Source organism: Sphingopyxis sp., assembly GCF_016463645.1.
Classification (GTDB): Bacteria; Pseudomonadota; Alphaproteobacteria; order Sphingomonadales; family Sphingomonadaceae; genus Sphingopyxis.
The window spans coordinates 18085-33282 of the sequence record NZ_JAEMQX010000017.1 but is presented as its reverse complement, the minus strand read 5'-3'; the positions used below and the strand labels follow the sequence as shown (position 1 = coordinate 33282).

General features: G+C 64.8%; 15 protein-coding genes. 3 read left to right on the top strand and 12 right to left on the bottom strand.

All coding sequences use genetic code 11. The features are described 5' to 3' along the window. Nucleotides 1–82: 82 nt before the first annotated feature. Nucleotides 83–1254 (bottom strand): IS3 family transposase gene (locus tag JHC57_RS06265; protein WP_294029146.1). Its coding sequence is split into 2 segments (ribosomal slippage): nucleotides 83–990 and nucleotides 990–1254, totalling 1173 coding nucleotides; the frame shifts between segments, so codons are not numbered across the junction. A gap of 267 nt (nucleotides 1255–1521) precedes the next feature. Here JHC57_RS06265 and JHC57_RS06260 point away from each other — a divergent pair. Continuing rightward, on the top strand, nucleotides 1522–2307 hold the full coding sequence (locus JHC57_RS06260; RefSeq protein ID WP_294029145.1) for a helix-turn-helix transcriptional regulator: 786 nt from the start codon (nucleotides 1522–1524) through the stop codon (nucleotides 2305–2307). Between the two features lie 31 nt (nucleotides 2308–2338). Beyond that, the gene (locus JHC57_RS06255) at nucleotides 2339–3334 is read left to right on the top strand and encodes a LysR family transcriptional regulator (protein ID WP_294029144.1); all 996 of its coding nucleotides are present in this window, start codon (nucleotides 2339–2341) and stop codon (nucleotides 3332–3334) included. Between the two features lie 131 nt (nucleotides 3335–3465). Here the strand turns inward: JHC57_RS06255 and JHC57_RS06250 are convergent, their stop codons facing one another. From JHC57_RS06250 to trbL, 5 genes are read right to left on the bottom strand one after another with little or no spacing between them, the layout of a single operon-like run. Beyond that, nucleotides 3466–3687 (bottom strand): DUF2274 domain-containing protein, encoded by a 222-nt coding sequence (locus JHC57_RS06250; RefSeq protein WP_294029143.1) that lies wholly within the window; start codon nucleotides 3685–3687, stop codon nucleotides 3466–3468. Then, a complete protein-coding gene (locus JHC57_RS06245) occupies nucleotides 3687–4874 on the bottom strand; it encodes a TrbI/VirB10 family protein (protein ID WP_294029163.1) in 1188 nt (395 codons plus the stop codon). Before JHC57_RS06245 ends, JHC57_RS06250 begins: the two co-directional genes overlap by 1 nt. 35 nt (nucleotides 4875–4909) lie before the next feature. After that, nucleotides 4910–5764: a P-type conjugative transfer protein TrbG gene (trbG, locus tag JHC57_RS06240; RefSeq protein WP_294029142.1), complete on the bottom strand. Its 855-nt coding sequence runs from the start codon at nucleotides 5762–5764 to the stop codon at nucleotides 4910–4912. Beyond that, the gene (gene trbF, locus JHC57_RS06235; protein ID WP_294029141.1) at nucleotides 5761–6444 is read right to left on the bottom strand and encodes a conjugal transfer protein TrbF; all 684 of its coding nucleotides are present in this window, start codon (nucleotides 6442–6444) and stop codon (nucleotides 5761–5763) included. Before trbF ends, trbG begins: the two co-directional genes overlap by 4 nt. 4 nt (nucleotides 6445–6448) lie before the next feature. Further along, a complete protein-coding gene (gene trbL, locus JHC57_RS06230; protein WP_294029140.1) occupies nucleotides 6449–7729 on the bottom strand; it encodes a P-type conjugative transfer protein TrbL in 1281 nt (426 codons plus the stop codon). Between the two features lie 638 nt (nucleotides 7730–8367). Between trbL and ltrA the strand changes: the two genes are divergently transcribed. Further along, complete coding sequence (gene ltrA / locus JHC57_RS06225) at nucleotides 8368–9894, top strand: group II intron reverse transcriptase/maturase (protein WP_294029139.1); 1527 nt, start codon at nucleotides 8368–8370, stop codon at nucleotides 9892–9894. Nucleotides 9895–10030: 136 nt separating this feature from the next. Here the strand turns inward: ltrA and trbK-alt are convergent, their stop codons facing one another. The 6 genes from trbK-alt to trbB are packed head-to-tail and all read right to left on the bottom strand — an operon-like array spanning nucleotide 10031 to nucleotide 15007. Then, nucleotides 10031–10273, bottom strand: coding sequence for a putative entry exclusion protein TrbK-alt (gene trbK-alt / locus JHC57_RS06220; protein WP_294029138.1), 243 nt, complete (start codon nucleotides 10271–10273; stop codon nucleotides 10031–10033). 1 nt (nucleotide 10274) lies between these two features. Further along, nucleotides 10275–10991: a P-type conjugative transfer protein TrbJ gene (gene trbJ, locus JHC57_RS06215; protein ID WP_294029137.1), complete on the bottom strand. Its 717-nt coding sequence runs from the start codon at nucleotides 10989–10991 to the stop codon at nucleotides 10275–10277. Nucleotides 10992–10996: 5 nt separating this feature from the next. Further along, a complete protein-coding gene (trbE, locus tag JHC57_RS06210; protein WP_294029136.1) occupies nucleotides 10997–13441 on the bottom strand; it encodes a conjugal transfer protein TrbE in 2445 nt (814 codons plus the stop codon). Next, on the bottom strand, nucleotides 13438–13707 hold the full coding sequence (locus tag JHC57_RS06205; protein WP_294029135.1) for a VirB3 family type IV secretion system protein: 270 nt from the start codon (nucleotides 13705–13707) through the stop codon (nucleotides 13438–13440). Before JHC57_RS06205 ends, trbE begins: the two co-directional genes overlap by 4 nt. Further along, nucleotides 13707–14030 (bottom strand): TrbC/VirB2 family protein, encoded by a 324-nt coding sequence (locus JHC57_RS06200; protein WP_366928529.1) that lies wholly within the window; start codon nucleotides 14028–14030, stop codon nucleotides 13707–13709. Before JHC57_RS06200 ends, JHC57_RS06205 begins: the two co-directional genes overlap by 1 nt. Continuing rightward, entirely contained in the window at nucleotides 14027–15007 is a 981-nt protein-coding gene (gene trbB / locus JHC57_RS06195; RefSeq protein ID WP_294029134.1) for a P-type conjugative transfer ATPase TrbB, read from the bottom strand. Before trbB ends, JHC57_RS06200 begins: the two co-directional genes overlap by 4 nt. Between the last annotated feature and the right edge of the window lie 191 nt (nucleotides 15008–15198).

The following is a 15198-nucleotide window of genomic DNA, read 5'->3' as shown; positions in this document are numbered from 1 at the left end:
CGTCCATGCCGCCTGAACGTCCTCCAGATCGAAGATGATCGTGTCGATTGACCGGCCCCCACCGAGTGGTCCGCGTGGACTGTTAGTGCATTGACGCCTCCATCGCCAGTGTTGGCCGTAGGTGGAGCGAAGCGGAACCGGAGGGCGACACTGGCGATGGAACGGCCTCCGGCGCGGGTGGCCGATATCCCAGCGAGCTGTGCGGCCGGACGGTGTTGTAATGGCGCCGCCAAGCTTCGATCAGGATCTGGGCCTCGGTTAGTGAGTAGAAGATCTCGCCATTGAGCAGTTCATCGCGCAGCGACCCGTTGAAGCTCTCGCAGTATCCATTCTCCCATGGCGATCCGGGGGCGATGTAGAGCGTCTTCACGCCGACCTTCGCCAGCCATTCCTGCACCGCCGTCGCGATAAATTCCGGGCCATTGTCGGACCGGATATGCGCGGGCGGACCGCGCGTGACGAACAGTTCGGCCAGCACCGCCAGCACATCGTCGCTCTTCAGCTTACGCGCCACGGGCAACGCCATGCACTCCCGGCTCGCCTCGTCGATGATCGACAGGATGCGGTATTTGCGACCATCGTGGGTGCGACCCTCGACGAAGTCATAGGACCAGACGTGCCCGGGATATTCCGGCCGAAGCCGGATGCACGATCCGTCGTTCAACCAGAGCCGCCCGCGCTTCGGCTGCCTTTGCGGCACCTTGAGCCCCTCGCGTCGCCAGATGCGCTCGACCCGCTTGCGGTTCACATGCCACCCCGCATCGCGCAGCAACGCCGTCACCCGGCGATAGCCATAGCGACCATATTGCCGGGCCAGCGCGATTATATCCTCGGTCAGAGCTGCTTCGTCATCCGCCCCGCGGGGCGCCTTGCGCTGTGTCGATCGGTGCTGCCCGAGCACGCGGCAGAGCCGCCGCTCGGACACCGGCATCATCATTCTGATGTGGTCGATACAGCGCCTTCGGCGCGCGGGGCTCAGAAGTTTCCCCGGGCAGCTTCCTGCAGGATCAGCTTGTCGAGCGTCAGGTCCGAGATCGCGCGTCGAAGCCGCACATTCTCCTTCTCCAGATCCTTCATCCGGCGCGCCTGGTCGGTCTTCAGGCCGCCATATTCCTTGCGCCACCGATAATAGGTCTGCTCGCTGACAGCGATCCGGCGACACGCCTCCGCGGTCGTCGCGCCCTGCGCCAGCACAACCTCCGCTTCACGCAGCTTGCCGATAATCTCTTCCGGGCGATGCTTCTTGCTCGGCATTCCATGTCTCCTTCGTAATCCAAAATATCATCAATTTTGGACCACTCAGAAGGGGGCAGATCAATTGCATATTCCAATGGTAGTCAGCACGACTAAAGACAGCGCGGCTCGACGCCGCATGCAATACCCTTGCGAAGGCGGCGCTGACGTCGCCCGCCTCGATAGGCCGATGGTCGTCGAGAACGGGTGATCATGCTTCTCGACTAGATCCAAGAATGCTGTCGCCTGTAACGACTAAGCCCGATAACGGGCTACAGGAGAGGCATCATGAACGCGATCGCTATCACTGCAGCACGCCAGCCCCTAACGCTGACCGGTGTGATCAGTTCGCTCGGCACGGATGAGTTCGAGCGTGAGACCCTGCAATATCTGAACGCGGTCTCGGGAGCAGAGCATTACTGCGTTTATCGAGTCCGTGAGGGGCGGCCGAAATTCCTGGGCGGCGCCAGCGTGAGGGGCAAACATGCCATCAGCGACCGCAGCGCCGAGACGCACTGGCCTGAACGGTCTTACATCGAGTTGCACGAAGTCGAGCAAGCCGTCCGATCGAGCGACAACGCATTAGTGTTTCACGAGGATGTCGAGCAGATCGCCGATCCCACGCTTCATGCCGGCCTGAAGCGCTTCCATATCGTGGACCGGGTTATGATGTGTGGTCGAGCGGTGGACGATCTCTATGCACTATCGGTGATGCGGTCCCGCGAGTCGGGACAGTTCGCGGAGCAGGAGTTGCACGATCTGGCGGAAAATGCCGACCTGCTGGTCGCCTTTTGTGCAAAACATGCTCAACTTCATTGGGATCGCGCCAAAACCATCGCTCATTTTGCCTCAGTCAATGTAATTGAGACCAATTTGCGTACCAGCGATTGGGGCCTGACGGAACGGGAATTACAGGTCAGCGCACGGATCCTGTTTGGAATATCGGCGTATGGTATCTCAATCGATCTCGGACTTGGTGAGGAGACAATCGCGACATATCGCAAGCGGCTGTATGCGCGATTGCATATCAGCGGTCGGCACGAACTCATGCAACGCTACCTGACGTTGCTGTGAAGCCATCATATTGACCTCAAGGACTTGAATTGTGGACGAAGGACAGCTTCGTGCTTTTCTCGCAATCGGAGAACTCAGCTCGATCACCAAGGCTGCGGACGAGCTTGGCTTGGCACAGCCGTCGCTTAGCCAACAGTTGCTTCGCCTGGAAGACGAATTGGGAGCTAAGCTGTTTGACCGAACGTCACGCGGCGTCTCGATCACCGCGGCAGGCCAAGTTTTCAAAACGCATGCTGAGGCGATTCTGCTGTCTACACGCCTTGCTCGTGAGGGGGTTCGGCGCTCCGTGACAGGCCTGGTGGGTGAAGTTTCCATCGGAATGCCGATCTCGCTTGGCGAAATGATCGCACCGGATATCGTCCGCGCCGTGCAGCAGGAACTGCCAGGGGTAAAGCTGCGTCTGCGCCTCGCCTTCGCGAGCGACCTTACCCGCTGGATCGAGAATGGGTCGCTGCATGCCGGGCTGATCTATTATTCCGACGACCTTTTCTATCTCCAGGCGGAGCATATCGCCGACGAAACGCTATTCGTTATCGGTCCACCACACGCGTTCGGATCGGTCGATGAACGAGGCATTGCCTTAGAATCCATACGAGCCGAGAGCCTGCGCCACGTCGATCTGCTGTTGCCGCCGATGACAAAGGGGCTGAAGCGCCGCATCAATCAGCAGCAACATGGCGAGGCGATTCGTCTGTCGGTGCGCAGTGAGATCGACTCACTACCGATTCTGAAGGCTTTGCTGCTGGATGGGGCGGGCTATTCTCTGCTGCCGCACTTAGCCGTCCGGCAGGAGTTGCATGACGGCCTGCTTTCTGCCGCGCAACTCAGCGACATGGATGTCAACTTGCCATTCGCACTCGTCAGGGCAGGAAGCCGCCCCCCCGCCGCCCTTCCCGCCGTCGAAGCCATCATACGCCGAAAGCTGCAAGAGCTTTTGCAGAATGGTGAGTGGGTGGTTAACCCACCGTCACTCGTCACGCCGCTGGAGGGTCAAAAACATCGCGAACTGGTGACCGCTCTTTGCTGAGCAGTGTCCCAGTGCGACCCCTCATGAAACGCTGGACCGGCTGAGCGCGTCCTTGCGGTATAACGCCGACAGTCCCAATTATAAATTGCCAGCCCCGACGCGTCCTGGCCGGCGCGCGTGATCCCCAAGCCTCAGCGCCGACGGCGCTCAGTCGCGAAGCCGCGGTCGGTCGCGATGAATCGCTCGATCATCGGAACGGCGATCTTCTCGGGCGGCAAGGGCTCGGCGAGGCCCGTAGCCTTCGCATGCACCTCAGCATAGGCCACCAGTTCGCGATAAAGGGCGCCCGGCAATTCGATTGCCATCTTCACAGGCTTGTCGTCGGCGATCGGACCGAGCCTGAGCTTGCTCATCACGCGCCCCCTTCGGGTTCGAGGATCAGATCACGAGTCACAAGGATCCGCAGCGCGAAGCCGGGGCGGATGGTGAGGGTCGGCGGGATATTCATCTGACGCTCGACCAGCCGCCGCCCCGCCTGGTTGATCGTGTCCTGCGACCCGTCGCGGAGCGCCCGCACGAACGCGTCATCGCCGTCCGAGCCAAGCTCGGCACCCACCCCGAGCAAAGTGGAGATCAGCGCCGCGCGCAGCATCGATCCCCAATGATGGTCGGTGCGGTCGGCGAGGCCTGCCATGCCGCGCGCATCGGCGCCGGGCTGGCGATCGAGCCGGATCGAGCGGCCGCCGGGCAAAATCAGCCGGTCCCAGGCGAGCAGCACGCGTTCCTGCCCCGCAGCGATTTCGCTGTCATAGTCGCCGACGAGCCGCGCGCCCTGCGGAATGAGCAGAATCTTGCCCGTCGGACTGTCATAGACATTTTGCGTCACCTGCGCGGTGACCTGCCCGGGCAAGTCGGAGCGGATGCCGGTGATCAGCGCCGCCGGAATGACGCTCCCGCTCTGGAGGATGTATGGCGAGCTGGGTCCGCGAACGCGTTCGGGACTTTCGTTCGATTTGCTGGCGCCGCCTTCGAGAAAGGCATCGCGCGCCGCCGCCGGGGTTCGTGCGGCAGGATCGGGCGTCGCTCCCGGAGCAGCGGGCAGTTCGCCCGATCCGCGCAGCGCATCGGCCACCATGGCGCCCGCAGACCCACCGCCCAGGAAGAGGCGACTGGTGGTAGCGGCTTCGCGCTCCTGCCGCGCCCGGTCGCGCGCCTCGTCGGCAGGTGAGCGCGTGCCAGCCGACGGACTGCCCATCGGTGGCACCGGAACGCTTTGACCATCGCGCTGCGCCGCGACGATCGGCCGGCCGAGGTCGCCGGGCAGCGGCGGCCCGAGCTTCGGCACCGTGCCATAATCGGAGGGCGCACCGGTCACGACGTCGGCCCGGTTCGCCGTGTCTGCCGAATAGAGATTATCGGGCGACTTGGGCCCTGAGGGTTGCAGCGCCCAGAGCAGGGCGCCGCCGATCGCAATCCCCCCGGCACCGCCGATGGTCGCCAGCGTCCAGCGCGACAGGCGCATGACCCGCGGGGAGTCGCCGCGCAAGCGAAAGGCGTTGGGATCGTGCAGCGGCGCGGCGTGATCGTCAGCGCCCGGCACGTCGGCGGGCGGCGGCGCCCGATCCTCGCGCTCGCTCACGACCGGCCCCGGCGGCGCGGCGTCTCGCGCTCGATCCGGACGCTACGCGCCTGTTTCCCGGCCCCCAAGCGAAGCTCGCCGCGCTCGAACAGGCGATCGACGATCATATACCGCCCCTGCACCCGGTAGTTGACGAGTTCGGCTTCGCCGCTGCCGCCGATGACGAACAGCGGCGGCATGTCGCCCGTGGCGATGTCCGCACCGAACTCGATGAAGATCTGGCGCGTGTCGTCGAAAGCGCGCACCGGGCGCCAATCGACCTTGTCGCCCGATATCCGGTAGCGGAAATTGAGCGCCGCCAGATCGATAGCACCGGCAACCGGCGCGGCGCGCGCCGCCTCGGCTGCGGCGACCTGCAAGGCGATGAGCTCGTCGGCCGGATAGGTCCAGGAGACTGATGCCATATAGGATGCGGCGGTCGCGCGCAGTTCGACATGATAGGTGCGCCGGTCGGTGTTGATGATCATGTTGGTCATGATGTCCGAGCGGGTTGGCTTCACGAGGATATGAACGCGGCGCCGCGCGCCAGCACCGCTGACGGTGTCGCCGATGATCCAGCGCACCGTGTCGCCCGAGGCGACCGGACCCGGGCCGACGAGCTGTTCGCCTTCCTGCAAGACGATGTCGGTGACCTGCCCCGGTGCGGCATAAACCTGGAAGAGCGCGCCTTCGGACCAGGCATATTGCTGGATGGCATTTCGATAGGCTTGGCGATCGGGCTGGACCCGCGCCTCGGCGTTGGCGCGACCGACGCGCTGGCGGGGATCGACGGAATCACTTGCCGCGGCGGGCACGGCGAGCAGGGCAAGGGCGACCCCGAGCGTGATCGGGAGAGAATGAGGCGTCGTCATTGGCTGAGTTCCTTCGACCAGTTGATGGCGGTGACAAAAAGCCCGAGCGGATTTTTCGTGATCGCGTCGGGGGTGCGCGGCGGCTGGAGCGTGACGGTGACGATCGCAGACCAGCGCGAACGCTCGATCAGGCTGCCATCCTGATAGCGGCGCTCGGTCCAGGCGATGCGGAAGCTGTCCTTCGAGGCGCGAATGACGCTCGAAACATCGACCGCGACCTGAAACTTTCCGACCTCGGCGAAGGGATCGTTGGTCCGCGCATAGTCATTGAGGGCCTGCGCCCCGGTCGCGCTTGCAAAATCATAGGCACTGAGCCAGTCGGCGCGCAGCACGACCGGATCGGCGGGGATCGCGCGGACATGCTCGATGAAGCGCGCGAGGTGGAACGCGATCTGCGGATCGGTCGGACGATAGTCGCCGTCTGCCGGCGCGACGGCGCGCGCGGCGCCAAGCTTGTCCACTTCGACGACCCAAGGCGTGATCGTTCCGCGCGCGGCCTGCCAGACGAGCCCGGCGGCCAACCCGCCCGAGATGAGGAGCGAGCCGAAGAAGGCGAAGCGCCAGCTGCGGGCCTGGACGCGCGCCGAACCGATCCGGTCGTCCCAGACCTGCGCGGCGCGCTGGTAGGGCGTGACCGGCTCGGGAGAGCGGCCATAATGATTGGAGGGCCTTTTGAACATGGGATCAGTCCTTTTCGCTGATGTCGGGCGCCGATCCGGCGCCATGGCTGTCGCCGCCCTTGAGGGTCTGAGCGCCGACGGTCGCGCCCTGCGTCATTGTCTGACGCCGCCGCATCGCGGCGGCCCAGGGCGGGGGACCATCCGCGCCGCGCGCGGGCGCGGCGCTTTCGGCTGCGCCATCGCGGCCAGCCGCGAAGTTCGACCGGATGCGCTCGGCCATGCTGCGAACCGGTGAGGCAGCGCCGCTGGCCGCGGTCCGCGCCACATTGGCCAGCCCCGCCCCAAAGGCCTGCGCCCCGCTCTTGCCGGCCGCTCCCGCTGCATAGGCAGCCGAGGCGCTGCCCGCGCCGCGCGCGCCAGCCGCCGCCGTACCGCGCGCTGCCGTCGCGGCTGCGCCGGTGGCCAAGGTCGCACCTGCGGCACCCGCGGCCAGCGTCGCGCCGGCCGCAACGGCGGTTCCGGCAGCAGCGCCCGCTCCGAGCTGCGGCCCGCCTGCGACGATACCATTGGCGATCGAGGGACCGAAGATGCCGAGGCCGAGCAGGGTCAATGCGCCGAGCGCGATGGCCATGACCTGCTCGATGTCGGGCTCGGGACCGAGCCCCGCCTGTATGAAGCGATCGAACAGGGTCACGCCGATGCCGGTGATGACCGCGAGGACCAGCACCTTGATGCCCGATGAGACGATATGCCCAAGCACGCGCTCGGCCATGAAGGCGGTGCGGCCGAAGAAGGCAAAAGGCAGCAACACGAAGCCGGCGAGAGTCACCAACTTGAATTCGAGGATGGTGACGAAAACCTGCACCGCGAGAATGAAGAAGGCGAGGACGACGATCACCCAGGCGATCAGCAGGATCATGATCTGCACGAAATTGGTGAACAGGCCGACCGGTCCCACAAGGTCGGCCGATGCATCGAGCAAAGGCTGCGCCGCGTCGATGCCGGTCGCCGCAACGACGCCGGGCCGCATGAAGTCGCCGATCGCCATCGCGCCCCCGCTCGCCTTCAATCCGAGGCCGGCGAAGCTTTCGAGCAGGATGACGGCGAGCGTCTGGAAATTGCCGATAATGGAGGCGAAGAAGCCGATGTAGAGCGTCTTCTTGACGAGGCGCTGGATGATGTCCTCGTCGGCGTCCCACGCCCAGAACAGCGCAGCGATCGTCACATCGATGACGATGAGGGTCGAGGAGAGGAAGCCGACCTCGCCGCCGAGCAGGCCGAAGCCACTGTCGATATAGGTCGAGAAGACCGCCAGAAACTGGTCGATCACGCCGGTATCTTCCATGTGCGTTAGGTCCTAATCAAAGAAAGGAGTGCTTTGATTTTATTGTCGTTTCTGATCTCGCGGGGTGAGAGACCCCGCGCACCGTGTGGCGCAACATGCGGTGACAAGCCGATGGGTGAGGCGAATCGGGTGCTTCCGAGGAGCCATAAATCAGCAGAACCCATCAAAGCCGGACGGGCGGGAACTTCCGATCCTGCACGTGGTCCGGCCAGCGAGCCTGCCATGGCGAGGGAAACCGAACCGATGGCGGACGCCTCGTTACATCTGGACACTCGCCAACTCGGAAGTGGGCGGGTCAGTCGGCGGTGCGAACCGCGGATTTGTGGAGCGTTGGTCCGGGCTATGGACACTCGGACTGGGGGCGTGCGGCGTGCCGCACGCCAGCCTCGATATGGGCTTGCGCGGTATCGGGACCCGATTCCACACGGGGTAAAGTCGGCGCCTACAGCAGGCCAGAGATCAGTTACGGAACCTAAGAACCTTGTCGTCGCTTCCGAAATTGTCGGACCACGGATGGCTGAAGCGACCAGCGAACGCGATGACGAGGGGCGGAGCCTCCGTAGTAGTCCGAGGACGGGAAAGCCGTCCACATGGCGAAGGGGGGCAGTGGATACAGCGAGAAGGCAGGAGGTGGGCCTATGTCCGACGAGGTGAATATCTCGTTCGTCCTCGACATGCAGCGCAAACTGTATCGGTGGAGCAACGAAGACCCTGATAAGGTCTTCGCTGATCTGTTCAATCTCGTATGCGACCGCCGATTCCTTGAGGAGTCGTGGCGAAGGTTGTCCGGCAATCGCGGCAGCCAGACACCCGGCACCGATGGGGTGACGCGGCGCATGGTCGAACAGCGCCCGGATGGCGCAGCGGGATTCCTCGACGAAATACGCGAGGCGCTTCGCAACGGAACCTATCGTCCCCAGCCCGTCAGGCAACGGCTCATCCCGAAGCCCGGCAAACCGGGGCAGTTCCGGCCACTCGGCATTCCAACGCTGGTCGACCGTCTGGTACAAATGGCTTTGAAGCTGGTCCTGGAACCCATCTTCGAGGCGGACTTCCATCCGACCTCCTACGGGTTCCGGCGCGGCCGAAGCACCCACGATGCTCTGGCGAGAATCCAGAGATTCCTTCACCCGACAAAGCGTGGACCCTCGGTCTATCGCTACGTCATCGAGGGCGACATCAAGGGCTGCTTCGACGCCATCGACCATCACGTCCTGATGGAGCGGGTCCGGAAACGCATCGGTGACCGAAAGGTGCTGACGCTGATCCTCTCGTTCCTGAAGGCCGGTGTTATGGTCGAAGGGACCGAACGTCACTCCGTTACCGGCTCGCCGCAGGGCGGGATCATATCGCCGATGCTGTCGAACATATATCTGACAGCCATCGACGAACGGTACGGAAGATGGTCTGGCCGCCCCCGCGAACCAAGTACGAACGTCGCTGCCCGACGGGTCAAAGACCACAAGAAGGGCCGGCTCGTGATGTACATGGTGCGATACGCGGACGACTTTGTCGTCCTCGTCGATGGCACGCGGGAGCAAGCCGAAGCGGAGAAGCTGGCGCTGGCGGAGTTCCTGAAGACGGAACTTCGCATGGAGCTGTCGATGGAAAAGACCCGGATCACCGATGTCAGGGAAGGCTTCGACTTCCTCGGCTATCGGATGGCGCAGACCAGAGCCTATCGGACACGCCGATGGGTCGGCAATCTCTTCATCCCGAAGGGAAAGCTGAACGACCTGCGCCACAAGATCAAGGCTCTGGTGAGGAGCATCCCGACGGGACGCGATCTTGCCCACGTCATCGAAAGGCTCAATCCGGTCATCATGGGCTGGAGAACCTATTATCGTTACGCCACTGGCGCATACGACCGGTTCAAACAGCTCGACTACTGGATATGGCAGCGCGTCGGGCGCTGGCTCAGGATGAAGCACGGCAAGGCGGGTTGGCCGACCCTGCGGCGCCGCTATCATCTCAGTGCCCCCGGCAAGCGACGGCAATGGACCGAAGGGTCCAAACGCCTGCGGTTCTTCTGCGAAGGAGGGACCATGCGTTACCCGGAACAGCGTATCGAGAAGCCGAACGGATGGAACGCGAAATGGGGGAAACGGCATAGGGAAACCTTGCTGAACTTCTGGGATGCGTTCGCTCGCCTCAGGCATGTCTGAGGCCCGCCCTCGGGCGAATAATCGCCCGTGCATGGAGAGCCGGATGCTTGGAAACTTGCACGTCCGGTTCGGAGGGAGGGATGGAGAAACTTGTCTCCGAAAGGGGACGTAGCGCTTCATCTCTACCCTACGGCGGCTAGTCCTTCTGTCCAAAGAAATGGCGGCGCTTCGCCTCCCAGGCGGCAGCGCATTCGGTGTCAGCCACCGTCACCGTGCGGCAGCGCTTCGAAACGGTCGAAGCGGCACGGTTTGCGTCGTCCTCGATGCTGTTCGGAGGCGACGCATCGGGCGCGGGCGGCGAAGAGAGGCGCAGGATCGCCAGCGTTATGAGCAGGCCGCCGAGCACCGCGACCGCCGCGATCTTCGCCGCCCTCCCCATCTCAATCGGCCTTGCGGAAGCGGCGGAAGCGTTCGCGGCCTTCGGACTCGGCGGCGGCGCTGCGCGCGGCGTCGAGCATCTGCGCCCGGCCCTGCGCGGCGATCGCGGCGGCGAGATCGGAGAGCTGTTGCGACTGGACCGCCAGGATCTGGTTGCCTGCCTGCGCCGCCTGCAAGGCGCCCGTCGCCGACTGGCTCGCCGAGACGAGGGTGCCGATCGACTGGCGTGTGGTCCCCAAGTTCGTGACGACGCCGGCCTGCACCTTCATCGCATCCTGAAAGGCACCGACACTGTCGTTCCAGCGCGCCTCGGCATTGGCGACCATCGCGGCCTGCGAGCCTGACAGGGCCGCGCCCTTGTAGCGCGCATCGAAGGCAGTCTGGATATCGCCGACGTCATAGGCGACGCGCTGCGCCTCACTCAGCAATTGGCGGGTGCGATCGACCTGGCCCTGCAATTCCTGCAGCATCGAGACGGGGAGGCTCGTCAGATTGCGCCCCTCGTTGACCAGCGAGGTGGCCTGATTCTGCAGCATGGAGATCTGGTTGTTGATCTGCTCGAGGGTGCGCGCGGCGGTCAGGATGTTCTGCGCATAGTTGCGCGGATCGTGGACGATGCCGCCGACCTGCGCCGCGGCGGTGGCGAATGTGCCGATCGCGGTCAGGGTCGATCCGGCGAGCAGGGCGGCGAGCAGCGCGCGGTTAATCACTGTCTTCATGGCAATCACTCCATCAGGTGGTCGGGGGTTTCGAGATTGGCGAGGAGATCGGCGGCCCAGTAGAGGCCGCGGTGGCGCAGCCAGAATTCGGCGAAATCGGCGCGGCCGCGCGTCTCGACCAACTCGCCGATCTCGATCTGGTCGGTTTTCGAGGAGGCGGCGGTGAAGGCGAACGCCACATCGCCAAGGCCCAGTTCGAACAGCCGGTTGCCGCGCCGCGACTGGCAATAATAATCGCGCTTCGGCGTGGCCCGGCTCAATATCTCGATCTGGCGATCGTTGAGCCCGAAGCGTTCATAGACCCGTGCGATCTGCGGTTCCGCGGCGCGTTCGTTCGGCAGGAATATCCGCGTCGGGCAGCTCTCGATAATCGCCGGTGCGATGCTCGAGGCTTCGATATCTGCGAGACTCTGGGTCGCGAAGATCACGCTCGCATTCTTCTTGCGCAGCGTCTTCAGCCACTCGCGCAGTTGGGCTGCGAAGGCCGGGCTGTCGAGGACGAGCCAGCCTTCGTCGATGATGATCAGCGTCGGCGAGCCGTCGAGACGTCCCTCGATACGGTGGAACAGATAAGCGAGCACCGATGCGGCTGCGGAGGCGCCGACCAGCCCCTCGGTTTCGAGCGCCTGCACGCGCGCCGTCCCAAGATGCTCGGCCTCGGCATCGAGCAACCGACCCCAGGGACCGCCGACCAGATAAGGCGCGAGCGCAAGTTTCAGCTCCTGCGACTGGAGAAGCACTGCGAGGCCGGTCAGCGTGCGCTCGGCGACCGGCGCGGTTGCGAGCGAAGTCAGCGCCGACCAGATATGCTCCTTGGCGGCCGGATCGACATCGACCCCTTCGCCCGCGAGCAGGGCGGCGAGCCATTCGGCGGCCCAGGCGCGCTCGGCCGCTTCGTCGATGCGCGCCAGCGGCTGCAGGGCGACCGATCCGGCGCTACCGGCATCGTGCAGCGCGCCGCCGAGATCCTGCCAGTCGCCGCCCATCGCGATCGCCGCGGCGCGGATCGAGCCGCCATAGTCGAAGGCGAAAATCTGGCTGGCTTCATAGCGGCGGAACTGGAGCGCCATCAGCGCGAGCAGCACCGATTTGCCGGCGCCGGTCGGCCCGACCACCAGCATATGGCCGACATCGCCGACGTGAAGAGTGAGGCGGAACGGGGTCGAGCCTTCGGTCTTGCCGTAGAGCAAGGGGGCTGCACCGAAATGCTCGTCCCGCTCCGCCCCCGCCCACACCGCCGACAGGGGAATGAGGTGGGCGAGATTGAGGGTCGAAACCGGGGGCTGGCGGACATTGGCATAGACATGGCCGGGGAGGCTCCCGAACCAGGCTTCGAGCGCGTTCACGCCTTCGATCGTGCACGTGAAGTCGCGGCTCTGGACGATCTTCTCGACAAGCCTGAGCTTCTCGGCGGCGAGCGCCGGGTCGCGATCCCAGACAGTGATCGTCGCAGTGACATAGGCGATGCCCGCCTCGTCGGCGCCAAGTTCCTGGAGCGCCATGTCGGCATCGGCCGCCTTGTTCGAGGCGTCGCTGTCCATGAGGACCGAGGCCTCGTTGGTCATCACCTCCTTGAGGATCGCGGCAATCGACTTGCGCTTGGCGAACCATTGACGCCGGATCTTGGTGAGCAATTTGGTGGCGTCGGTCTTGTCGAGCATGATCGCGCGCGACGACCAGCGATAGGCGAAGGCCTGCCGGTTGAGTTCGTCGAGCAGCCCGGGAAAGGTGACGCTCGGAAAGCCGGTGATGGTGAGCGTGCGGAGATGATGATCACCAAGCCGCGGCTCGAGGCCGCCGACCAACGCCTCGTCGGCAAGCAGCGCGTCGAGATAGGCGGGGGTTTCGGGAACGCGGACGCGCTGGACCTTGGTCGAGATGCAGCTGTGGAGATAGGTCAGCGTGTCGCTATCATCCAGCCATTCGGCCTCGGGCATGAAGCCTTCGATGAGGTGGAGCATGCGCCCGGTGCGGTCGACAAAGCTTTTCAGCAATTCCTTCGGGTCGACACCGGTCTTCGAGCGCCCCTCATAGAGCCATGCCTCGGCGCGCGCGGCGTCTTCCGTGGGCGGCATCCACAAGAGCGTCAGATAATAGAAGCTCTCAAAATGCGCGCCTTCCTCGCGGAATTGCTCGCGGCGTTCGACATCGACCAGCTCGGACACCACATCGGGGAAATCCGACACGGGATAGGACAGTGCGGGCACGCGCTGCGCCTCGACAAACACCGCCCATCCCGAGCCGAGGCGGCGAAGCGTGCTGTTGAGCCGCGCGGTCACTGCGACGAGCTCGGCGGGCGTGGCGCTGTCGAGATCGGGCCCGCGGAAGCGCGCGGTGCGCTGGAACGAGCCGTCCTTGTTGAGGACGATCCCCTCGGCGACGAGCGCCACCCAGGGCAGGAAATCGGCGAGGCACGAGGATTTGGTGCGATATTCGGAGAGGTTCATCATGGCTGCATCCAGACGGGATATTTGAGGTGACGGCGGGCGACGTCGACGAACTGCGGGTCGTGGCGCGCGGCCCAGACCGAGAGGGCGTGCCCGATCGCCCAGATGGCGAGGCCGGCGAGCCAGAGCCGAAGGCCCAGGCCGATCGCACCAGCGAGCGTGCCATTGACGATCGCGAGGCTGCGCGGCGCGCCGCCGAGCAGGATCGGTTCGGCCAACGCTCGATGCACCGGCGCGAAGAAGCCCGGCACCTCGCCGTCCCGGCCCATCAGACGAGCGCCCCGCCGCCGAAGGAGAAGAAGGACAGGAAGAAGCTCGACGCGGCGAAGGCGATCGACAGGCCGAACACGATCTGCACGAGCCGGCGAAAGCCGCCCGACGTGTCGCCGAAAGCGAGGCTGAGCCCGGTCACGATGATGATGATCACCGCGACAATCTTGGCGACGGGGCCTTCGATGCTCTCGAGGATCGACTGGAGCGGCGCCTCCCAGGGCATCGACGAGCCGCCGGCCTGAGCCGGCGCCGACAGGGCGAAGGTGATGGCGAAGGCGGCAGCGCCCAACATCGCGCGATCGGGACGGGCAAATTTCATGATAGCTCTCCTGCGGGAACAGAGGGAATGAGGCGGTATTCACCGGTCGCGGGATCGAGCCCGTCGACGCGCGTGAGTTCGGACAGGCGGCGACCCGTGCCGTCGCGGACGAGCACGGCCACGAGATCGATCGTCTCGGCGAGCAAGGCGCGCGGGACGGTGACCACCGCTTCCTGGATCAGCTGCTCCATGCGGCGGAGCGCGCCGAGCGCGCTTCCCGCGTGGATCGTCCCGACGCCGCCCGGATGACCGGTGCCCCACGCCTTGAGCAGGTCGAGCGCCTCGGCGCCGCGCACCTCGCCGATCGGAATGCGGTCGGGGCGCAGCCGCAGGGACGAACGGACAAGGTCGGCGAGCGAAGCGACTCCGTCCTTGGTGCGCATCGCGACGAGATTGGGCGCGGCGCATTGCAGTTCGCGCGTGTCTTCGATGAGGACGATGCGGTCGCTGCTCCCGGCGATCTCTGCGAGCAATGCATTGGTCAGCGTCGTCTTGCCGGTTCCGGTCCCGCCCGCGACAAGGATATTGAGGCGGTCGTGCACCGCGGCGCGGAGCAACATGACCTCGCCGGCGCGCATGATGCCGGCCGCGACATAGTCTTCGAGCGAGAAGACCGCGATCGCGGGTTTGCGGATCGCGAAGGTCGGCGCCGTCACGACGGGCGGCAGCAGGCCTTCGAAGCGTTCACCGCCCTCGGGCAACTCGGCCGAGACGCGCGGGGCAGCCGCATGGACCTCGGCGCCGACATGATGGGCGACGAGCCGGATGATGCGCTCGCCATCCGCAGGGGTCATCATCTGACCGCTATCCGCAATGCCCTCGCCCAGCCGATCGACCCAAAGCCGCCCGTCCGGATTGAGCATGATTTCGATGATCTGGGGATCGGCGAGCCACGCAGCGATCGCATCGCCCAGCGCCGTGCGCAGCATCCGCGCGCTGCGATGACGTGCCTCCAGCCGGTTCGGTTCTGCGCCCATTGGGAACCCCGTTTCTCGGAGCAGGGCACCGCGCCCGGCTCGACGGGGACGAGTAAGAGGCGCAGAAAAGCCGGCAGTTCAACAAGCTTTTATCGGCGTCGTACAATGGGATAGAAAGACAGGGTGTGGCGTAGCCGCCGCACAGGCAACAAGGAGCAATCAACCGCGAATCGCATCGGGCAGCTTGTGCT